At 71.5% G+C, this 19,602-nt stretch carries 18 protein-coding genes; 7 read left to right on the forward strand and 11 right to left on the reverse strand.

All coding sequences use genetic code 11. The features are described from left to right. The first annotated feature begins 27 nt into the window (after positions 1-27). Positions 28-603, forward strand: coding sequence for a VanZ family protein (locus ACH4E8_RS03745; RefSeq protein ID WP_398443982.1), 576 nt, complete (start codon positions 28-30; stop codon positions 601-603). Between the two features lie 68 nt (positions 604-671). Further along, on the forward strand, positions 672-872 hold the full coding sequence (locus ACH4E8_RS03750; protein WP_398443983.1) for a PspC domain-containing protein: 201 nt from the start codon (positions 672-674) through the stop codon (positions 870-872). Between the two features lie 111 nt (positions 873-983). Here the strand turns inward: ACH4E8_RS03750 and ACH4E8_RS03755 are convergent, their stop codons facing one another. Together ACH4E8_RS03755 and ACH4E8_RS03760 are read right to left on the reverse strand one after the other, a co-directional pair. Beyond that, positions 984-1,337: an ATP-binding protein gene (locus ACH4E8_RS03755; RefSeq protein ID WP_398443986.1), complete on the reverse strand. Its 354-nt coding sequence runs from the start codon at positions 1,335-1,337 to the stop codon at positions 984-986. Positions 1,338-1,459: 122 nt separating this feature from the next. Continuing rightward, positions 1,460-2,614: an adenosine deaminase gene (locus ACH4E8_RS03760; protein ID WP_398443988.1), complete on the reverse strand. Its 1,155-nt coding sequence runs from the start codon at positions 2,612-2,614 to the stop codon at positions 1,460-1,462. 103 nt (positions 2,615-2,717) lie between these two features. On the opposite strand from ACH4E8_RS03760, the gene ACH4E8_RS03765 reads away from it, so the two are divergent. After that, entirely contained in the window at positions 2,718-3,533 is an 816-nt protein-coding gene (locus ACH4E8_RS03765; protein WP_398443990.1) for an alpha/beta hydrolase, read from the forward strand. A gap of 558 nt (positions 3,534-4,091) precedes the next feature. Here ACH4E8_RS03765 and ACH4E8_RS03770 read toward each other — a convergent pair. Then, a complete protein-coding gene (locus ACH4E8_RS03770) occupies positions 4,092-5,045 on the reverse strand; it encodes a LysR family transcriptional regulator (RefSeq protein ID WP_398443992.1) in 954 nt (317 codons plus the stop codon). 63 nt (positions 5,046-5,108) lie between these two features. Between ACH4E8_RS03770 and ACH4E8_RS03775 the strand changes: the two genes are divergently transcribed. From ACH4E8_RS03775 to ACH4E8_RS03785, 3 genes are all read left to right on the forward strand, one after another. Further along, positions 5,109-6,401: an MFS transporter gene (locus ACH4E8_RS03775; RefSeq protein WP_398443994.1), complete on the forward strand. Its 1,293-nt coding sequence runs from the start codon at positions 5,109-5,111 to the stop codon at positions 6,399-6,401. A gap of 184 nt (positions 6,402-6,585) precedes the next feature. Beyond that, positions 6,586-7,284 (forward strand): L,D-transpeptidase family protein, encoded by a 699-nt coding sequence (locus ACH4E8_RS03780; RefSeq protein WP_398443996.1) that lies wholly within the window; start codon positions 6,586-6,588, stop codon positions 7,282-7,284. A gap of 74 nt (positions 7,285-7,358) precedes the next feature. After that, positions 7,359-8,393 carry a sigma-70 family RNA polymerase sigma factor gene (locus ACH4E8_RS03785; protein WP_398443998.1) on the forward strand — a complete coding sequence of 345 codons (1,035 nt, stop codon included), beginning with the start codon at positions 7,359-7,361 and terminating at the stop codon, positions 8,391-8,393. Here the strand turns inward: ACH4E8_RS03785 and ACH4E8_RS03790 are convergent. From ACH4E8_RS03790 to ACH4E8_RS03825, 8 genes are all read right to left on the reverse strand, one after another. Then, positions 8,390-8,782 (reverse strand): STAS domain-containing protein, encoded by a 393-nt coding sequence (locus ACH4E8_RS03790; protein WP_398443999.1) that lies wholly within the window; start codon positions 8,780-8,782, stop codon positions 8,390-8,392. The two genes, ACH4E8_RS03785 and ACH4E8_RS03790, sit on opposite strands and share 4 nt — an antisense overlap. Positions 8,783-9,097: 315 nt before the next feature. Then, positions 9,098-10,375, reverse strand: a complete 1,278-nt coding sequence (locus ACH4E8_RS03795) for a thymidine phosphorylase (protein WP_398444001.1) — start codon at positions 10,373-10,375, stop codon at positions 9,098-9,100. Positions 10,376-10,481: 106 nt separating this feature from the next. Beyond that, complete coding sequence (locus tag ACH4E8_RS03800; RefSeq protein ID WP_398444004.1) at positions 10,482-10,988, reverse strand: cytidine deaminase; 507 nt, start codon at positions 10,986-10,988, stop codon at positions 10,482-10,484. After that, on the reverse strand, positions 10,985-12,274 hold the full coding sequence (locus tag ACH4E8_RS03805; RefSeq protein WP_398444006.1) for an ABC transporter permease: 1,290 nt from the start codon (positions 12,272-12,274) through the stop codon (positions 10,985-10,987). Before ACH4E8_RS03805 ends, ACH4E8_RS03800 begins: the two co-directional genes overlap by 4 nt. Then, on the reverse strand, positions 12,271-13,416 hold the full coding sequence (locus tag ACH4E8_RS03810) for an ABC transporter permease (RefSeq protein ID WP_398444008.1): 1,146 nt from the start codon (positions 13,414-13,416) through the stop codon (positions 12,271-12,273). The genes ACH4E8_RS03805 and ACH4E8_RS03810 overlap by 4 nt, the downstream gene beginning before the upstream one ends. Further along, positions 13,413-15,056, reverse strand: coding sequence for an ABC transporter ATP-binding protein (locus ACH4E8_RS03815; protein WP_398444737.1), 1,644 nt, complete (start codon positions 15,054-15,056; stop codon positions 13,413-13,415). Before ACH4E8_RS03815 ends, ACH4E8_RS03810 begins: the two co-directional genes overlap by 4 nt. Positions 15,057-15,326: 270 nt before the next feature. Beyond that, complete coding sequence (locus ACH4E8_RS03820; protein ID WP_398444010.1) at positions 15,327-16,373, reverse strand: BMP family protein; 1,047 nt, start codon at positions 16,371-16,373, stop codon at positions 15,327-15,329. Positions 16,374-16,764: 391 nt separating this feature from the next. Further along, positions 16,765-17,997, reverse strand: coding sequence for an amidohydrolase (locus tag ACH4E8_RS03825; RefSeq protein ID WP_398444739.1), 1,233 nt, complete (start codon positions 17,995-17,997; stop codon positions 16,765-16,767). Positions 17,998-18,239: 242 nt separating this feature from the next. Between ACH4E8_RS03825 and ACH4E8_RS03830 the strand changes: the two genes are divergently transcribed. After that, positions 18,240-19,184: a threonine/serine dehydratase gene (locus ACH4E8_RS03830; RefSeq protein ID WP_398444012.1), complete on the forward strand. Its 945-nt coding sequence runs from the start codon at positions 18,240-18,242 to the stop codon at positions 19,182-19,184. The last annotated feature ends 418 nt before the right edge of the window (positions 19,185-19,602 follow it).

Genomic DNA, 19,602 nt, shown 5'->3' on the forward strand with positions numbered 1-19,602 from the left:
ACACGCCGGGGCAGCGTCTTGTGTGGCGTGCAGGTTCAAGGTAAGCGCGGCAACACCGCCATCCGCTTCCGCGCAGCAGGCGGCGTCCTCCTCCTCGCGCACCTGCTGCTCGTCGGATGGCTCACCCTGCGCCCGCTCGACGTCCCCTGGGTCGCCGCCGCCAATCTGGAGCTGTTCGCCGGGATCGAGGCGAGCCTCGCACTCGGCCCGGTGGAGGCCGCCCAGCGCATCGGCGGGGCCCTCGCGCTGCTCGCCCCGCTGGGCGTCCTGCTGCCGATGGCCGGCGGCAGCCTCACCGCGTCCACGCTGGGATCGCTGGTGCGCACGGTCGCCGCGGGCGCGCTGATCTCGCTCGGCATCGAACTGTTGCAGACCGGCATCGCCGGCCGCGTGATGGACGTGGACTCGCTCCTGCTGAACAGCGCCGGCGTCGCGCTGGCCCACCTGTTGGTGGTCCCGGCCGCCCGCGCGCGGCTGCGCCGTCGGCTGCCGCCGCCCGCCGCCCGGCCGCCCCGTGAGGAGGTCGTGGCCCGTCCCGTCCTTGCGGATGACGTGGCTCAGGGGTCGACCCCGACGATTCCCAGGGTCGGGATCGCCCCGTAGAGCGACGCTTTGCCCGCTTCGAGCGACGACGCTGGAGTCATCTTCACCGACTCGCTAAGGAGCCCGCCATGACCGCACTTGTCCGCCCGCGTCAGGGACGCATGATCGGTGGGGTCTGCGCAGCGCTGGCGTCGCGCTTCGGCACCTCCGCGACCACGATGCGCGTCGTCTTCGTCGCCTCGTGCCTGCTGCCCGGACCGCAGTTCCTGGTCTATCTCGCCCTGTGGGTCTTCCTGCCGGCGGAGAAGACCGCCTCGACCGCTTGGTGACCTGGACGGACGAACGGGGCGGGCGCGCGCACCGTGGCGCGCACCCGCCCCGTCGGCCTGCCGTTCACGGGGAAGAGACGGCGGGAGAGGGATCTTCCGGGATCACCGGGGTCAGGTGAGACCGCCGCCCGTGAGCCCGCCGACCGGCAGCCCGCCGAGCAGGCCGGAGACCGGGTCGCCGCTGGCGCCCTTGCCGCCGAGCACGCGCTCGCCCGCGCCCTGGAGGGTGCCGGGAAGGGTGCTCGCGCTCTCGGTGAGGGCGTTCTGCGCACCGCTCAGCGAGTCGGGCGCGCCAGCGGGCAGCTGGGTGAGGGTGTCCTGGACCGGCACCACGCTGGTGACGGTGTCGAGCGAAGGCGCCGCGGGGAGCGCGGCGGGGGCTGCAGCGGCGGTGCCCGCGGCGGCAGCGGCGAAGGCGGCGCCGAGCGCGGTGACACCGAGGGTCTTGACTGCGGACTGCTTCATCAGGGTCGTCCTCGTAACGGGAACAGGAGCGGCTCCGCAAGCTAGCCACCGGTCCGAGGGCGTGGCAAACACCCCGGGGCGGCGGTTTGTTGACGTTCCCGACCGCCCCGGGATTCGTACGATCAGCGTTCTGACGGTGTGGATTCGCTGGTCACAGCGGTCTGCCTGAACAGCCATTCGGACTTCAGCTCGGCGTAGCCGGGCTTGATGACGTCATTGATCATGGCGAGGCGTTCGTCGAAAGGGATGAACGCGGACTTCATCGCGTTGACGGAAAACCACTGCATGTCGTCGAGCGTGTAGCCGAAGGTCTCGGTCAGCACCTCGAACTCGTGGCTCATGCTGGTGCCCGACATAAGCCTGTTGTCCGTGTTGACGGTGGCCCGGAAGTGCAGCCGGCGCAGCAGCCCGATGGGGTGCTCGGCGTACGAGTCGGCGGCGCCGGTCTGGAGGTTGGAGGTCGGGCACAGCTCCAGCGGGATGCGCTTGTCCCGGACGTACGAGGCGAGTCGGCCGAGTCGGACGCCGCCGTCCTCGTCGACCTCGATGTCGTCGATGATCCGCACGCCGTGCCCGAGGCGGTCGGCCCCGCACCACTGGAGCGCCTGCCAGATGGACGGCAGCCCGAAGCCCTCCCCCGCGTGGATGGTGAAGTGGTTGTTCTCCCGCTTCAGGTACTCGAAGGCGTCGAGGTGGCGGGTGGGCGGGTAGCCGGCCTCGGCGCCGGCGATGTCGAAGCCGACGACGCCCAGGTCGCGGTAGCGGTTGGCCAGTTCGGCGATCTCCAGGGCGCGGGCGGCGTGGCGCATGGCGGTGAGCAGGGCGCCGACGCGGATGCGGTGGCCGGCGGCGCGGGCGATGCGCTCGCCCTCGCGGAAGCCCTCGTTCACCGCCTCCACGACCTCTTCGAGGCTCAGCCCGCCCTCCAGGTGCTGTTCGGGGGCGTACCGCACCTCCGCGTACACGACGCCGTCCTCGGCGAGGTCCACCGCGCACTCGGCGGCGACGCGGACCAGGGCGTCGCGGGTCTGCATGACGGCGCAGGTGTGCGCGAACGTCTCCAGATAGCGCTCCAACGACCCGGAGTCGGCGGCCTCCCGGAACCAGACGCCCAGCTTGTCGGGCTCGGTCTCGGGCAGGGCGTCGTACCCCGTCTCACGGGCGATGTCGATGATCGTGCCGGGACGCAGCCCGCCGTCGAGGTGGTCGTGGAGGAGCACCTTCGGCGCGCGACGGATCTGGTCCGTGGTGGGCGTGGTGAGGGTCTGGCTCGTCATTTGCGCACTCTAAGCCCTACGCGCGTAGAACGCTCCGTGGAGATATGTAACAGTGATCGCGCGGACGGGTGGCGTACCCCCGGGGTTCTGAGAGTGTGCTGTCGTGACAGGGCGTACGAGCGGTCGCACGACGACCACGGCGAAGCGAGGGGCCCGGCTGGGCAGGGCGTACGGCGGGCGGAGCGGTGCGCCCGCGGTCGACGGGGGCGGCGGGGCCGGCGCCGGGGGCGTCGGCGGCGTCGTGCTCGTGTTGCCGGACGGCGAGCCGGAGTCGACCCGCGGTCCGTCGCGCCGCGCGCACCTGTCGGCGCTGTCCCTGGGGCGGGCGCTGGCCCGCGGCGGGCGCTCGGACGGGCTGGTGGTCTTCCCGGTGCACTACCGCAGCCGCGGCTGGAACGGCGCGGAAGCGGGGCCGGCGGCGGACGCGGACTGGGCGCTGGCGGAGGTCACCCGTCGTTACGGCGACATACCCGTGTGCCTCGCGGGCCACGGCCTCGGCGCCCGGGCCGCGCTGCGGTCGGCGGGGCATCCGGCGGTGTCGTCCGTACTGGCGATGGCCCCCTGGCTGCCGCGGCAGGGCGCGGAGGATCCGCCGGAGCCGGTGAAGCAGTTGGTGGGCCGCCAGGTCCTGATCGTGCACGGCACGAACGACGCACGGGCCGATCCGGACCTGTCGTACCGGCTGGCGGAACGGGCGAAGAAGGCGAACCGGGACACGTGCCGGTTCGAGGTCCACACGGACGGCAACGCGCTGCGCCAGCACCACGCGGAGGTGCTGGCCCTGGCGGTCGACTTCGTGCGGGGTTCGCTGTTCCCGCACCCCTATGCCCGCCCGATCGCAGACGCCCTGGCGGCACCGCCGCCGCTGGGCCTGCGCATGCCGCTGGCGGCGGGCTTCGGCAAGTCCCTCCGCCACTGAATTCCTTGTGGCTCGGTTCGACTCCGGGGTGTTTTGACAGGCTCGACGACTGAATTCTTTGTGGCTCGGTTCGGCTCCGGGGTGTTTTAGCAGGCTCGACGGTCGATCATGCTCAGCCGTTCGTACCTCACGGCCTGCGCGTGTTCTCCCTTGCTCCCCCGCACACCCCTTCGCCTCACTCGCCCTCCACCGCACCCGGGCGGCGGGCCGTGTCGGTCCCTGCGGCCCGGTGGCGGGTTTGTCGCGCAGTTCCGCCCCCTACGCCCAGAGGGCGTCGGGGACCCCCAGCACCCCTAAACCCCTTGTGCCCCAGCTCGCAGACAAGTGACGGGGGAAGCGAAACAGGGGCGCTGGGGGTCCCCCCACGCCCTCTGGGCGTAGGGGGCGGAACTGCGCGAACAACCACGATGCACCCGCAGAGGCCAACGCTCCCGCGGGGAAACGGTGTGCGTGCCCATAGGGGCCCGTACCCGCAGGGCACGGAAGTGCGCGAGCCCGCCACCAAGTCGCGGAGGGGGACGCGCGCGCAGGGGAACGGCGCGCGCCCCCACCGTCCGCCTACTTCGGCAGGAGGTGGCCGCGGCGGCTCAACAGGAACTTCTTGAACGCGGCCACCGGAGGCGTGTCGGGGTGGCCGTCCAGCCACGCCAGGCCGATCTCGCGGACCGCGCGCGGGGAGGTGACCGTCAGTTCCACCACGCCCGGGCGGGGCACCGCGGGCGGCGGCAGGAGGGCCACCCCGAGGCCCGCCGCCACCAGGCCGCGCAGGGTCTCCGCCTCCTCGCCCTCGAAGGCGATCTTGGGGCTGAAGCCGGCCTCCGCGCACAGCGCGTCGGTGATGCGGCGCAGGCCGTACCCGGGCTCCAGGGTGACGAAGACATCGTCCGCGGCCTCCGCGAGGCGGACCCGGCGGCGCGCCGCGAGGCGGTGGTCGTCGGGGACGACCAGACGCAGGCGCTGCTCGTCGAGGCGGCGGGCGACCAGGTCGGGCGCGTCCGGCACCGGCGAGGTCAGGCAGAGGTCGAGCTCGCCGGTGCGCAGCCCGCCGAGCATCGCCTCGCCGTAGTTCTGCACGAGGGTGAACCGCACCTTGGGGTGGTCCGCCCGGAACGCCCGCAGCAGCGCCGGCACCGTCTCCGAGCCCATGGTGTGCAGGAAGCCGAACGCGACCTTCCCCGCGCGCGGGTCCGCGTCCGCCCGCACCTCGTCCGCGGCGCGCTCGACCTCGCCGAGGGCCCGTTCCACCGAGGCGAGGAAGGTGCGGCCGGCGGGCGTCAGCGAGACCGTGCGGCCCTTGCGGGCGAACAGCGTGACGCCGAGGTCCTGTTCGAGGCGTACGACGGCGCGCGACAGGGTGGACTGGGGCACGCCCATCTCCAGCGCGGCGCGCGTCACGTGCTCGTGGCGGGCCACCCCGGCGAAGTACGCCAGGCGTGGCGCAAGCACCATGGACATGTCTTCTGTGTCACTACCGTGTGACAGCCACTTCTCTGAACTGCGGTCATGCGCCATGGGAACGATTATCGCCGTTCCATGCATTGGACGCATGAGTTCGGCCGGCCGTACGTTCATGGCATGCCTGCTGCCAGTACCGAGGCGTCCACTCCGGTGGGCGCCGTCGCCGCGAAGTCCCTGCCTCCCCTGCCCCCGACTCCTCGATCCGAACCGCTCGCACCGGGACTGCCCGGCTACCGCCGGATGAGCCTCGCGCTCTTCGCCGCGGGCGTGGCCGCCTTCGCGCTCCTCTACTCCACGCAGGCACTGCTGCCCGCCGTCTCCGCCGACTTCGGCGTGACGGCTTCGGCGGCGAGTTGGACCCTCACCGCGGCGACCGGCGCACTGGCCCTCTTCGTCCTGCCGCTCAGCGCGCTCTCCGAGCGCTTCGGACGGCGCACCCTGATGACGGTCTCCCTGACCGTCGCCGTCGCCGTCGGGCTGCTGGTGCCGTTCGCGCCGAGCCTGGAGGCGCTGGTCGTGCTGCGCGCCGTGCAGGGCGCGGCGCTGGCGGGGGTGCCCGCGTCCGCGATGGCGTACCTCGCGGAAGAGGTCCGCCCGCGGGCGCTGATCGCCGCGATCGGACTCTTCGTCGCGGGCAACAGCATCGGCGGGATGAGCGGCCGGATCGTCACCGGCTGGGCCTCCCAACTGGGCGGCTGGCGCGCCGGACTCGCCGCCGTGGGCCTGCTGGCGCTGGTGGGCGCGGTGGTCTTCCGCCTCCTGCTGCCCAAGCCCCGCGGCTTCACGCCCGCCCCGCTCAGCCCGAAGGCGCTGGGTTCGACGGTCCGCGGGCACCTCTCGAACCCGCTGCTGCTGCGGCTGTACGTGATCGGCGCGCTCTTCATGACCGTGTTCGGCGCGGTCTACACGATGATCGGCTACCGGCTGACGGAGGCGCCCTTCGACCTCCCCGAGGGCGTCGTCGGCTCGATCTTCCTGGTCTACCTCGTCGGTACGGTCTCCTCCGCGGCCTCCGGCCGGCTGGTGGGCCGCATGGGGCGGCGCGGCGCGCTGTACGCCGCCGTGGTCACCACCGCGGCCGGGCTGCTGCTCTCCCTCTCCGACTCGTTGACCGCGGTGCTGCTGGGGCTGGTGCTGATCACGGCCGGCTTCTTCGCCGGGCACGCGGTCGCCTCCTCCTCGGTGAGCCGTACGGCGACGACGGGCCGGGCGCAGGCGTCGGCGCTGTACCAGTCCGCGTACTACGTCGGCAGCAGCGTCGGCGGTGCGCTCGGCGCGATCGCCTTCCACTCCGGCGGCTGGGCGGGCACCGTGGCGCTGGGCCTGCTGGCGGTCGTCGGCGTCGTGTCGATCACGGGGTACGGGAGTTGGTCGGCGGCGCGGGCGGCTGCGCGGGGCGCAGTGGGCTGACCCCACGGCGCGGACCGTACGGCCGGCGCCTTTGTCGCAAAACCGAGACGTCTCCCGTACAACTGCGGCTCCCGTCCCTTCGTCCAACCCTTCAGAGAGCCGGTGCAACGGCCGGCTCCGCTGGGGAAGATCGCTGGAAATCCCAGAAGTTCCTGTCGATCGAAGGGGAAATGGGGGGCACCACATGAAGAACGTACGCAGACGCGCGGGGGTCGTGCTCGGAGTCGTGGGCATGGTCGTGCCGTTGGCCGTGGTCTTCGGCTCGGGCACCGCGCAGGCGGCGTCGGCCTGTACCGCGTCCGCGGGACCGCACCAGAAGCAGGTGGAGAAGTTCCTCGGGCGGCCGGTCGACGGCAAGCAGTCGACGGCGGACTGCCGGGCGATCCGCTCCTTCCAGGCGCAGCACGGGATCACCCCGGCCGCCGGGTACGCGGGCCCGCTGACCTGGCGGACGATGGACACCATCCTCCAGCAGCGCGCCGCCGGCTCCACCCCGAACAAGGCGGGGAAGTGCCCGACGAACAAGGGCCGGATCGCCTGTGTCGACCTGACCCGCCAGTTGACCTGGATCCAGGACGGGTCGAAGCTGAAGTACGGGCCGGTTCCGGTGCGCACCGGACGGGACGGCGCGGAGACGCGGACCGGTCTGAAGAAGGTGTACTGGAAGAACATCAACCACGTCTCGTCGCTGTACGGCGTGAAGATGCCGTACGCGCAGTTCTTCGACCGCGGGCAGGCGTTCCACTCGACGACCAAGTCGATGTACAACCCGCCGGGTTCCGCGGGGTGCGTCAACATGCGTCCCGCGGACGCCAAGGCGTACTGGAACCTGCTGAAGAACGGCGACGAGGTGTACGTATACGGTCGGAAGCCGGGAACCTGAGCCGCGTTGTCAGTGCGCTCCTGTAGGTTCCCGACCCTAGGACTGGTTCCGATGGGTTACAGGGGTGGACCCCAATGAGCGAGCTGAGCGATCTGACGACCGCGCGGGAACCGCAGGAGTCGCAGGAAGCACAGGCAACACCGGCAACACAGGAAGACCTGGAGCGTTACCGGCGCGAGCTGACCGGTTACTGCTACCGGATGCTGGGCTCCTCCTTCGAGGCGGAGGACGCCGTCCAGGACACCATGGTGCGTGCCTGGCGGAGCGTGGAGAAGTTCGAGGGGCGTTCGTCGCTGCGGTCCTGGCTCTACCGCATCGCGACGAACGTCTGCCTCGACATGTTGAACGCGGGCAAGCGCCGGGCCCGCCCGATGGACCTGTCCGACCCGACGCCGGTCGCGCAGGCCCAGCTCAGCAGCCGCCCGGAGGCCACCTGGCTGGAGCCGGTGCCCGACGGGCGGGTGCTGCCGTCGGTGGCGGACCCCGCGGAGACCGCCGTCGAGCGGGAGACGATCCGGCTCGCCTTCGTCGCGGCGCTCCAGCACCTGCCGCCGAAGCAGCGCGCGGTGCTGATCCTGCGCGAGGTGCTGGCGTGGAAGGCCAGTGAGGTCGCCGAACTGCTGGGCACCACCGTCGCTTCGGTGAACAGCGCCTTGCAGCGCGCGCGGGCGACGCTCGCCGAGTCCCCGCCGGCGCCGAGCGACCAGGCCGACCCGCTGGACGAGGAGCAGCGCGAGCTGCTGGAGCGGTACGTCGCCGCCTTCGAGGGGTACGACATGGAGGCGCTCACCGCCGTCCTGCACGACGACGCCACGCTCTCCATGCCGCCGTACGACCTCTGGCTCCAGGGCCACGAGAACATCGTCGGTTGGATGCTGGGCGTCGGCTCGGTCTGCCGCGGGTCCCGGCTGGTGCCGACCGTGGCCAACGGCATGCCGGCCTTCGCGCACTACCACGAGGCGGAGGACGGCAACGGCCACACTCCGTGGGCGCTCATGGTCATGGACATCCGGGACGGCAAGATCGCGGGGATCAACTCCTTCCTGGACACCGCGCGTTGGTTCCCGATGTTCGACCTCCCGGACCGGCTGGCACCGGAGGAGTCCTAACCGGGCTCCTCCTGGGGCTGATGGGTCTCGGTGGGCTCGGTGAGGCAGCCGAGGCCCACGAGGTGCAGTAGCTCCCGCAGTTCGGGACGTACGTCGTGCAGGTGCAGCCGGGCGCCGTGGCGGCGGGCGGTGAGGTGGAGGCGGGCGACCGCCTCCACCGCGGCGAGGTCGGCCGGCAGCGCCGCCACGTCGCACACCGCCTCGACGGGTGTCGCGCCGTCGTGGCCCGTTTCGTCGATCCGGGCGCCCAGCTCCGCGCAGAGCGTCGGCACCTCACTGCCGCTGACCCGGCCGGTGACCCGTATGACGACGGTCTCCGGCCCGGGCCGCGGTCCGGGCCGGCCGTCGCGCTCCCCCGGCTCCGAGGCTGCTTGCGTACTGCGGCACATGGCTCACGGTCCCCGTTCCGTCGCTCTGCGAACATCTCCTGCGGTGTGGACCGGGGCGGGCGCGATTTCTCATCGCCGCGGCCCGCACCCCGCCGCGGCGCGCGCCTTTCTGCGCAGGCGCACCGCCCACTGCGGGAACGGGGGGACCCCAGCGCCCCAAAAGGTCCTCGCCGTTTCCCTGCGGGAGCGCTGGTCCCTGCGGCCCGGTGGTGCCCAGGTGGCGCTGGAGCCCCCGTACGCCCTCCGGGCACAGGGGGAGGAACTGCGCGGACAGCCGCCCACCGGGTCGCAGAGGGCGACGTGTCCGCGGAGGGGCTAGGCGATGCGGTCCAGGACGATCGGGGGCGGCGTGAAGTCCGTGCCCGCCGGCTCGATGGAGTACGCGCCGGTCAGGGACTCCAGCGCGTAGTCGAACTTCTCCGGAGTGTCGGTGTGCAGCGTCAGCAGCGGCTGGCCCGCCGTCACCGTCTCGCCCGGCTTCGCGTGCAGTTCCACGCCCGCGCCCGCCTGGACCGGGTCCTCCTTGCGGGCGCGGCCCGCGCCCAGGCGCCAGGCGGCGAGGCCGACGTCGTACGCGTCGAGGCGGGTGAGCACGCCGGAGGCGGGCGCCGTGACGACGTGCTGCTCGCGCGCGATCGGCAGCGCGGCGTCCGGGTCGCCCCCCTGCGCGCTGATCATGCGGCGCCACACGTCCATCGCGGAGCCGTCGGCCAGCGCCTTCGCCGGGTCGGCGTCCGGCAGCCCGGCCGCGGTCAGCATCTCGCGGGCGAGGGCGAGGGTCAGCTCGACGACGTCGGCGGGGCCGCCGCCGGCCAGCACCTCGACGGACTCGCGGACCTCCAGCGCGTTGCCGGCGGTCAGCCCGAGCGGGGTGGCCATGTCGGTGAGCAGGGCCACCGTCCGTACGCCGCTGTCGTTGCCGAGCGCGACCATGGTCGAGGCCAGCTCGCGGGCGTCGTCCAGGGTCTTCATGAAGGCGCCGGAGCCGACCTTGACGTCCAGCACCAGGGAGCCGGTGCCCTCGGCGATCTTCTTCGACATGATCGAGGAGGCGATCAGCGGGATGGCCTCGACGGTGCCGGTGACGTCGCGCAGCGCGTACAGCTTCTTGTCGGCGGGGGCGAGCCCGTCGCCGGCCGCGCAGATCACCGCGCCGGTGGTGTCGAGGACGTTCAGCATCTCCTCGTTGCTGAGCAGCGCGCGCCAGCCGGGGATGGACTCCAGCTTGTCGAGGGTGCCGCCGGTGTGGCCCAGCCCTCGGCCGGAGAGCTGCGGCACGGCCGCGCCGCAGGCGGCGACCAGCGGGGCGAGCGGCAGGGTGATCTTGTCGCCGACGCCGCCCGTGGAGTGCTTGTCCGCGGTGGGCCGGGCGAGCGAGCCGAAGTCCATCCGCTCGCCGGAGGCGATCATCGCGGCGGTCCAGCGGGCGATCTCGGTGCGGTTCATGCCGTTCAGCAGGATCGCCATCGCCAGCGCCGACATCTGTTCGTCGGCGACCGTGCCGCGGGTGTACGCGTCGATGACCCAGTCGATCTGCTCGCCGGTCAGCTCGCCCCGGTCCCGCTTGGTGCGGATGACGGAGATGACGTCCATGGGTGTGCCTCCTGTGGTGCGGGAAAACCTGGTGGTGCGGGAAAAAGGGCCGCGGCCCTTCTCCTCCGGTGTGGCCACCGGAGGAGAAGGGCCGCGCATCAACGTGTCATGCCAGATGGGCCGGGCCGAACGGCTGCGGGAACAGCTCGGCGAGCGTGACCACGCCCTCGGGCGTGTCGAGCAGCAGCTCGGGCCCGCCGAACTCGAACAGGAGCTGACGGCACCGGCCGCACGGCACGAGGCGCGCGCCCCGGCCGTCGACGCAGGCGAAGTGCGTCAACCGGCCGCCGCCGGTGAGCTGGAGTTGCGAGACCAGCCCGCACTCGGCGCACAGGGACAGGCCGTACGAGGCGTTCTCGACGTTGCAGCCGGTCACGGTGCGGCCGTCGTCGACGCGGGCGGCCACGCCGACCGGGTAGTGCGAGTACGGGACGTACGCCCGGCCCATGGCCGTGCGCGCCAGCTCCCGCAGCGACTCCCAGTCGAACGTGTCCGAACCGCTGCCGACGTGCGAACCGTTGCCGCCGTCCGGGGCGGTGCCGCCGTCCGGGGCGTTGCCGCCGTCCGGGGCGGTGCCGTCGTCCGCCGCTCCGGTGGCGTCGGGCGCGGTCACTTGCCCTGGCCCTTGCGGTAGCGCATGCCGTCCGCCTTCGGCATTCTCAGCCGTTGCGCGGAGAGCGACAGCACCAGCAGCGTCACGACGTACGGGGTCGCGGTGACGAACTCCGTCGGGACGGTGTCCGTGCCCAGGTACCAGACCAGGACGCCGGCGCCGATGACGGCGCTGATCGTCGCCGGCACGAAGCTCTTGCGGTAGAACTTCCAGATCGCGATGCCGACCAGCACCACGACCAGCAGCAGGAGCAGCGCGTGCACGGACTGGCCGCCGTTGCGGAGCTGGAGCGCGTCGGCGTAGCCGAAGAGGCCGGCGCCCATCGCGAGCCCACCGGGCCGCCAGTTGCCGAAGATCATCGCCGCGAGGCCGATGTAACCGCGGCCGCCGGTCTGGCCCTCGTTGTAGATGTGCGAGGTGACCAGGGCGAGGAAGGCGCCGCCGAGGCCGGCCATGCCGCCGGAGGCGATCACGGCGATGTACTTGTACTTGTAGACGTTCACGCCCAGGGACTCGGCCGCGATCGGGTTCTCGCCGCAGGAGCGCAGCCGCAGTCCGAAGCCGGTCTTCCACAGCACCACGAAGGTGCCGACGAAGAGCAGGATCGCCACGATCGTCAGCAGCGAGACGTTGGTGACCAGGCCGCCGAGGACGCCGGCGACGTCGGAGACGAAGAACCACTCGTGCTTCTCGATCGACTTCAGGCCGTCGGAGATGCCGGGGAACGTCACCGTGCCGATGTCGTCGGACGGCGGGGACTGCTTGGGGCTGCCGCCCTTGGCCGCCGCCTCGCCGGAGTTGAACCACAGCTTGGCGAAGTAGGTGGTCATGCCGAGCGCGAGGATGTTGATCGCGATGCCGGAGATGATGTGGTCGACGCCGAAGGTGACCGTGGCGATCGCGTGCAGCAGCCCGCCGAACATGCCGCCGAGGACGCCGGCGAGCACGCCGATCCAGGGGTCGGTCTGCCAGCCGGCCCAGGCGCCGAAGAAGGTGCCGAGGATCATCATGCCTTCGAGGCCGATGTTCACCACGCCCGCGCGCTCGGCCCACAGGCCGCCGAGGCCGGCGAGGCCGATGGGCACGGCCATCGACAGTGCGGCGCTGATCTGGCCGGAGGAGGTGATGTCCTCCGCGCCGGTGATCACCCGGACCGCGGAGAGGGCGATCAGTGCGCCCGCGATCAGCAGCAGGATGACGGGGAAGGACAGGCGGGTGCGGCCGCCCTTGCCGCTGCTCACCTTGGGTGCGGTGGGCGGCGGAGTCGAGGTCGCCGTGGCGCTCACGCCGACACCTCCTGCTTGTCGGTGTTGCCGTTGCCGTTGCTGTTGCCGTTGCTGTTGTTGCGGGCCTGCGCGGCGAGCTTGGCGCCGACCTGCCGCTGCTGGCGCTTGAGGCCGTAGCGGCGTACGACCTCGTACGCGATGACGACGCACAGGACGATGACGCCCTGGATGACGCCGACGATCTCCTTGTCGTAGCCCTTGAATTCGAGTTGGCCGCTGCCGCGCTCCAGGAAGGCCCAGAGCAGGGCGCCGAGCGCGATGCCGACGGGGTGGTTGCGGCCGAGGAGGGCGATGGCGATGCCGGTGAAGCCGATGCCGAGGGGGAAGTCACCGCTGTACTCGTAGCTGTCGTTCAGCAGGGTCGGCATGCCGACCAGGCCGGCGACGGCGCCGGAGATCAGCATGGAGGTGACGACCATCCGCTTCACGTTCACGCCGCTGGCTTCGGCGGCGGAGCCGGACTGGCCGACGGTGCGCAGGTCGAAGCCGAAGCGGGTGCGGGAGAGCGTGAACCAGTACGCGACGCCGGCGAGCGCGGCGACCACGATGAAGCCCCAGACGGGCGTGGGCTGGGTCGGGAACTCGAAGAAGTGCGCGGACTCCGGGATCGGCTTGGTGGAGACCTTGGTGCCGGCCTGGTCGAGGTGGCCGAGGCGGCCCTCCTGGAGCAGGTAGCCGATGATCGCGGTCGCGATCGCGTTCAGCATGATCGTGGAGACGACCTCGCTGACGCCGCGGGTGACCTTGAGGACACCGGCGATGCCGGCCCACATCGCGCCGACGATCATCGCGCAGAGGATGATCAGCGGGATCTGCACCGGGCCGGGCAGGGTCAGCGCGCCGCCGAGCGCGGCGGCGAAGAAGGCGGCGAGCCGGTACTGGCCGTCGACGCCGATGTTGAACAGGTTCATCCGGAAGCCGAGGGCGACCGCGAGACCCGCGAGGTAGTAGGTCGTGGCCTTGTTGAGGATGTAGACCTGGCTGTCCGACTTGGAGCCGTAGTCGAACATGATGCTGAAGGCGTTGAACGGCTCCTTGCCGGTCGCGGCCAGGACGACCGCGGTGACCAGGAAGGCCACCACGATCGCCAGCACGGGGGCGGCGAGCCCGAGGAGCACCCGCTCCTTGTCGATCTTCTTCATCGGTCCTCTCCCCCGTCGGTGTCGCGCTCGGCGCTGGGGGTCTCGTCGCGGGGAGCTTCGGCGGCGGGCGCTGCGCCCGACTCGTCACCCGGCTCGTCCGTGTGCTCCAGGTGTCCGCTGGCCGCGCCGGTCATCGCCGAGCCCAGCTCCTCCGGGGTGATCGTCGCCGGGTCGGCGTCCGCCACCAGCCGCCCGCGGTACATCACGCGCAGCGTGTCGGAGAGCCCGATCAGCTCGTCCAGGTCGGCGGAGATCAGCAGCACCGCCAGGCCCTCGCGGCGCGCCTCGCGGATCTGGTCCCAGATCTGCGCCTGCGCGCCGACGTCCACGCCCCGGGTGGGGTGCGCGGCGATCAGCAGCTTCGGCCGGTGGCTCATCTCCCGGCCGACGATCAGCTTCTGCTGGTTGCCGCCGGAGAGGGAGGCCGCGGTGACGTCGATGCCGGGGGTGCGCACGTCGTAGTCGCGCACGATCCGCTCGGTGTCGGCGCGCGCCGCCTTCAGGTCGAGGAAGACGCCCTTGCTGTTGGGCTTCTCGGTGACGTGGCCGAGGATGCGGTTCTCCCACAGCGGGGCTTCCAGCAGCAGGCCGTGGCGGTGCCGGTCCTCGGGGATGACGGCCATGCCGTCCTCGCGCCGCTTGCGGGTGGGCCGCTGGGAGATGTCCTCGCCGTCCAGGGTGAGGGTGCCGGCGTCCGGGCTGCGCATGCCCATGATCGCCTCGACCAGTTCGGACTGGCCGTTGCCCTCGACGCCGGCGATGCCGAGCACTTCGCCCTTGTGGATGGTGAAGTCGATGCCGTCGAGCACCGAGCGCACCACGCCGTCGGGGTCGGTGGCGGTCAGCCGCAGTCCGTCGACGGTCAGCATCGCGACGTCGGTGACGGTGGACTCGCGGGTCTCCGGCGAGGGCAGTTCGCTGCCGACCATCAGCTCCGCGAGCTGCTTGGTGGTCGTGGTCCGCGGGTCGGCGGTGCCGACCGTGGTGCCGCGCCGGATGACGGTGATGTCGTCGGCGACCGACAGCACCTCGCCGAGCTTGTGCGAGATGAAGATGACCGTCAGGCCCTCGGCCTTCAGCTCCCGCAGGTTGTCGAAGAGGGCGTCGACCTCCTGCGGCACCAGGACGGCGGTGGGCTCGTCCAGGATCAGCGTGCGGGCGCCGCGGTAGAGGACCTTGAGGATCTCCACCCGCTGGCGGTCGGCGACGCCGAGGTCCTCGACGTACGCGTCGGGCCGGATGCCGAGCCCGTACGCGTCCGAGATCTCCTTGATCTTGGCGCGGGCCCGGTCGCCGATGCCGTACAGCTTCTCCGAGCCGAGGACGACGTTCTCCAGCACGGTGAGGTAGTCGGCGAGCATGAAGTGCTGGTGCACCATGCCGATGCCCCGGTCGATGGCGTCGCCGGGGTTGTTGAAGGACGCCTGCTCGCCGTCGATCGTGATGGTGCCCTCGTCCGGCTTCTGCATGCCGTAGAGGATCTTCATCAGGGTGGACTTGCCCGCGCCGTTCTCGCCGACGAGGGCGTGGACGGTACCGCGGCGCACGGTGATGTCGATGTCGTGGTTGGCCACGACTCCGGGGAATCGTTTGGTGATGCCGCGGAGCTCTACGGCATGGGGGCTGCTGGACGCGTTGATGGCGCACTCTCCCTGGGCAGGAGCGGAGGAGGAGCTGAGGCGGGGGTGTGGGCGAAAACTACCGCGCGCGATCGGTGTTACGCGATGCTACGCGCGTAGCGCCACCCCTGGGGCCGGGCCGGACGGGCGGCCCGGGGGGAAGGGGCCCGTCGGAGGGTCCGGCGAGGGGGTCGAGGGTGCTTCGAGGAGAAGTCGAGGAGACCTCGGGCCCGGACGAGCGGCGCGGCCGGTCGTCCGGGCCCGAGGGCGTGTCCTGGTTGGCCAGGAGCGTCAGATCGTGGACTTGACCTTGATCTGGCCGTCGACGATCTTCTTCTTCGCCTCGTCCAGCTTGGCCTGGATGTCCTTCAGGTGGTCACCGGTGGTGGTGAGGCTCACGCCGTCCTGCGCCAGCGAGTAGGTGTTGACGCCGGTCTTCGGCTTGCCGTCCTTGACGGACTTGGCCAGCTCGAAGACGCCGGTGTCGACGTTCTTGACGACCGAGGTCAGGATCGAGCCCGCGTACTTGGACAGGGCCGGGTCCTTGGCCTGGTCCGAGTCGACGCCGATGGCCCAGCTGCCCTTCTTCGCGGCGACGGCCTCGATGGCGCCGGCGCCGGAGCCGCCCGCGGCCGTGTAGACCACGTCGATGCCCTTGTCCAGCATGCCCTGGGCGGCCTGCTTGCCCTTGTCCGGGCTGCCGAAGCCGGAGAGGTCCGTACCCGTGGTCAGGTACTGGATCTGCACCGAAGCCTTCGGGTTCGTCTCGGTGACGCCCTGCTGGAAGCCCGCGGCGAACTTCTTGATCAGCGGGAGGTCCACACCGCCGATGAAGCCGATCTTGCCGTCCTTGGACTTCAGCGCGGCGGCGACGCCGGCGAGGTAGGAGCCCTGCTCCTCGGTGAAGACGATGCTGTCGACGTTCTTCTGGTTGGAGACCGAGTCGACGAGGCCGAAGGTGGTCTTCGGGAACTTCGACGCGACCTTGTCGACGGCGTCCTTGTACGCGAAGCCGACGGCCAGGACGGGGTTGTACCCGCCCTCGGCGAGGGACGCGAGGCGCGACTCGCGGTCGGCCGGGGTCTCGCCGTGCTTGGCGGTGAGCTCCTTGACCTCGGCACCGAGGTCGGCCTTGGCCTTGTCGAGGCCGCGGGCCGCGGAGTCGTTGAAGGAGTTGTCACCGCGTCCGCCGACGTCGTACGCCGCGCCGATCTTCAGCTTGCCGTCGCTGGACGAGCTGGAGGAGGAGTCGGTGGACGACTCACCGCACGCGGTGGCGGTGAACGCGAGGGCCGCGGTCGTGATGCACGCGGCAGTGATCTTGGATACCCGGCGCAAGAGGAGGGGTCCCTTCAAGACTGACCTGAAGCGCCTCTTCCGGCGCTGGTTTTGCGGCGATCGTAACGCGCGTAGATGTCAGTTAAAGACCTGTTCATGAGTCGTTATCGGATCGTCGCGTTTACCTTCGCCGGGCAGTGATGCCCAGGTGACGACAGGTGACGCACGAGTACGACGCACGAGTACGGCCCGCGGGCACGAGGAGCACGACCCGTGGGTACGGGGCACGATACGACGCGCAGGTGACCCGTGGGTAGGGGTCGGCCCTGCGCGCCGGCTCCACGCGTCGGTCCCGGTTGCGGGTTCTGCGCGTCGGCCCTGGTCGCGAGTTCTGCGTATCAGTCCTGGTCGCGGGTATCTGCGCGTCGGACCTGGTTGCGAATCCTGCGCGTCAGTCCTGGTCGCGGTGCCCGTACAGCAGCGCCACCGCCGTGAAGAGTTCGACGCCCACCCGGATCGACTCCTCGTCGACGTCGAAGTCCCCGCGGTGCAGGTCGCGGCGGACCGTGTCCCCGGGCCGCCGCACCCCGAGCCGCGCCAACGCGCCCGGCACGTGCTCCAGGTACCAGGAGAAGTCCTCGCCGCCGAGGCTCTGCTCGGTGTCCTCGATCGACTCCACTCCGCCGCGCGCCGCCTGGGCGTCCCGGATGAGTTCGGTCACCACCGGGTCGTTCACCACCGGCGGGACGCCGCGGATGTAGTCGATCTGGGACTTGGCCCGGTGGACGGTGGCGATCTCGTCGATCGCCGCGTGCACCAGGTCCGGCGCGGCGCGCCAGGTCGGCAGGTCGAGGCAGCGGACGGTGCCGGACAGCTCCGCGTGGTTCGGGATGACGTTGGGCGCGTGACCGGACTCGATGCGTCCCCAGGTCACCGCGAGGCCGGAGCGGGCGTCGGCCCGGCGGGCGACCAGCGACGGGACCTCGGTGACGACCTTCGCCGCGGCCGTGACGAGGTCGGTGGTCAGATGGGGCCGCGCGGTGTGGCCGCCGGGCCCGTCCAGGCTGATCTCCAGCCGGTCGCAGGCCGAGGTGATCGGCCCGGACCGCAGCCCGATGGAGCCCGCGTCCACTTTGGGGTCGCAGTGCACGGCGACGATCGCCCCGACCCCGTCGAGCACGCCGCACTCGATCGCGTCGGGCGCACCCCCGGGCAGCACTTCCTCGGCCGGCTGGAAGATCAGCCGCACCGGCGCGGGGAGCAGCCCCTCGCGGTCCAGTTCGGCGAGGACGATGCCCGCGCCCAACACGGTCGTGGTGTGGACGTCGTGCCCGCAGGCGTGGGCCCGTTCGGGCACGGTGGAGCTGTACGGCACGTTCGTCTTGGTGTCCGGGATGGGCAGCGCGTCGATGTCCGCGCGCAGCGCCAGCAGCGGCTGCACCCCGTCCCACGTGCCGATGTCGCACACCAGCCCGGTGCCCATGCCCAGCACCTTCGGTGCGAGCCCGGCCAGCTCAAGGCGGGCCTTGATGGCGGCGGTGGTACGGAACTCCTGGTTGCCCAGTTCTGGGTGCATGTGCAGATCGCGGCGGAAGGCGATCAGCTCGGCGCGCAGCGTTTCGGGCAGCGTGCCGGGCAGGTTGACGCTCCCGGGCAGATCATCGGTCTCGGACTCGCGGGACATCAGTTGGTTCACCTGTTGAAGGGTAGGCGCAGCAGGGGGTCAACTGACCACTGATCAACAAAAGTTCAATCCGATAGGGGATGGAAAGACGCCCGCCCAGTGCATGGTTGTGCGGGTATGTGGGTAAACTCGCGCGCTCTTCTTGACCGTACCGGCAGCGGCACTCCACCGCCTCTGGAGCGGAGCTGCGGCGCGGCACGTGATCGGGGCGCCTGCGGCGGCTCCGGTGCGAGGATGGACGGATGATTGAGATCGGAGCCGTCGAGGCGGCGGCACGGCTGATCGAAGGCCGTCTGGTACGTACGCCCACCGTGTCCAGCCCTGGCCTGTCCGACCTGCTGGGCGCCCCGGTGACCGCGAAGCTGGAACTCCTCCAGCGCACGGGTTCCTTCAAGGCCCGCGGCGCCCTCGCCAAGCTCCTGTCGCTCTCCCCCGCCGAGCTCGCGGTCGGCGTCCTCGCCGTCAGCGGCGGCAATCACGGGGTGGCCGTCGCCGAGACGGCCCGGCTGCTGGACGTGAAGGCGACCGTCTGCATGGCGCGTACGGCTCCGGCCCGCTCCATCGCCGCGGTGCAGGCGGCGGGCGCCTCGGTCCAGCTCGCGGACACGATGGACGAGGCGTTCGCCCTGATGGAGCGCCTGCGCGCGGAGGGGCAGACCCTCGTCCACCCCTTCGACGACCCGGTCGTCATCGCCGGCCAGGGCACGGTCGGCCTGGAACTCGACCAGGACGCCGCCCCCGGCGCGTTCACCGACGTCCTGGTCAGCATCGGTGGCGGCGGCCTGATCTCCGGCATCGCGGTGGCCCTGAAGGCGCGCCGCCCCGACGTGCGCGTCTGGGGCGTGGAGACGGCCGGCGCGGAGTCCATGTCCCGTGCCCTCGCGGCGGGCGGCCCGGTCCCCGTCCCCCTGACCTCGATCGTGACGACGCTCTCCGCACCTTCCGTCGCGCGGATCACGTACGAGCACGTCGCGGCGCTGGTGGAGGACGTGATCGTCGTCTCCGACGCGGAGGCGGTCCAGGGCGTACGGGACATGGCCCACCACGCGAAGCTCTGGACGGAGCCGGCCACGGCCTGCGTCCTGCCTGCGGCGCGCCGGGTCCTGGAACGCGTCGGCCCGGACGCCCGACTGGCCCTGATCGCCTGCGGCGGCAACGCGGACCTGAACGAGGTCCTACGCGCTTAGCCGAAGCCGCCCAGCCTCCGCGGGTGCGTTGCCCTCTGCGGCCTGGTGGTGGGCTTGTCGCGCAGTTCCCCACGCCTCAGAGGGCCTGGGGCCCGCAGCGCCCCTAAGCCCCTCGCCGTTTCCCCGCGGGTCGGTTGGTCTCCACGGCCCGGTGGTGGGCCGTTCGCGCAGTTCCGCCCCCTATGTCCAGAGGGCATGGGGGGACCCAGGCGCCCCTAAGACCCTCGCCGTTTCCCCACGGGTCGGTTGGTTTCCGCGGCCCGGTGGTGGGTTACTCGCGCAGTTCCCCGCGCCCCTTGGCACACCCACCGTTGTCCTACGGACGGATCGGCCTCTGCGGGCCGGTGGTGGGCTTGTCGCGCAGTTCCGCCCCCTGTGCCCTACGGGCACGGGGGTACCCCCACCTACGCCCATAGGG

This window comes from Streptomyces sp. NPDC017979, from assembly GCF_044328175.1.
Taxonomy (GTDB): Bacteria; Actinomycetota; Actinomycetes; order Streptomycetales; family Streptomycetaceae; genus Streptomyces.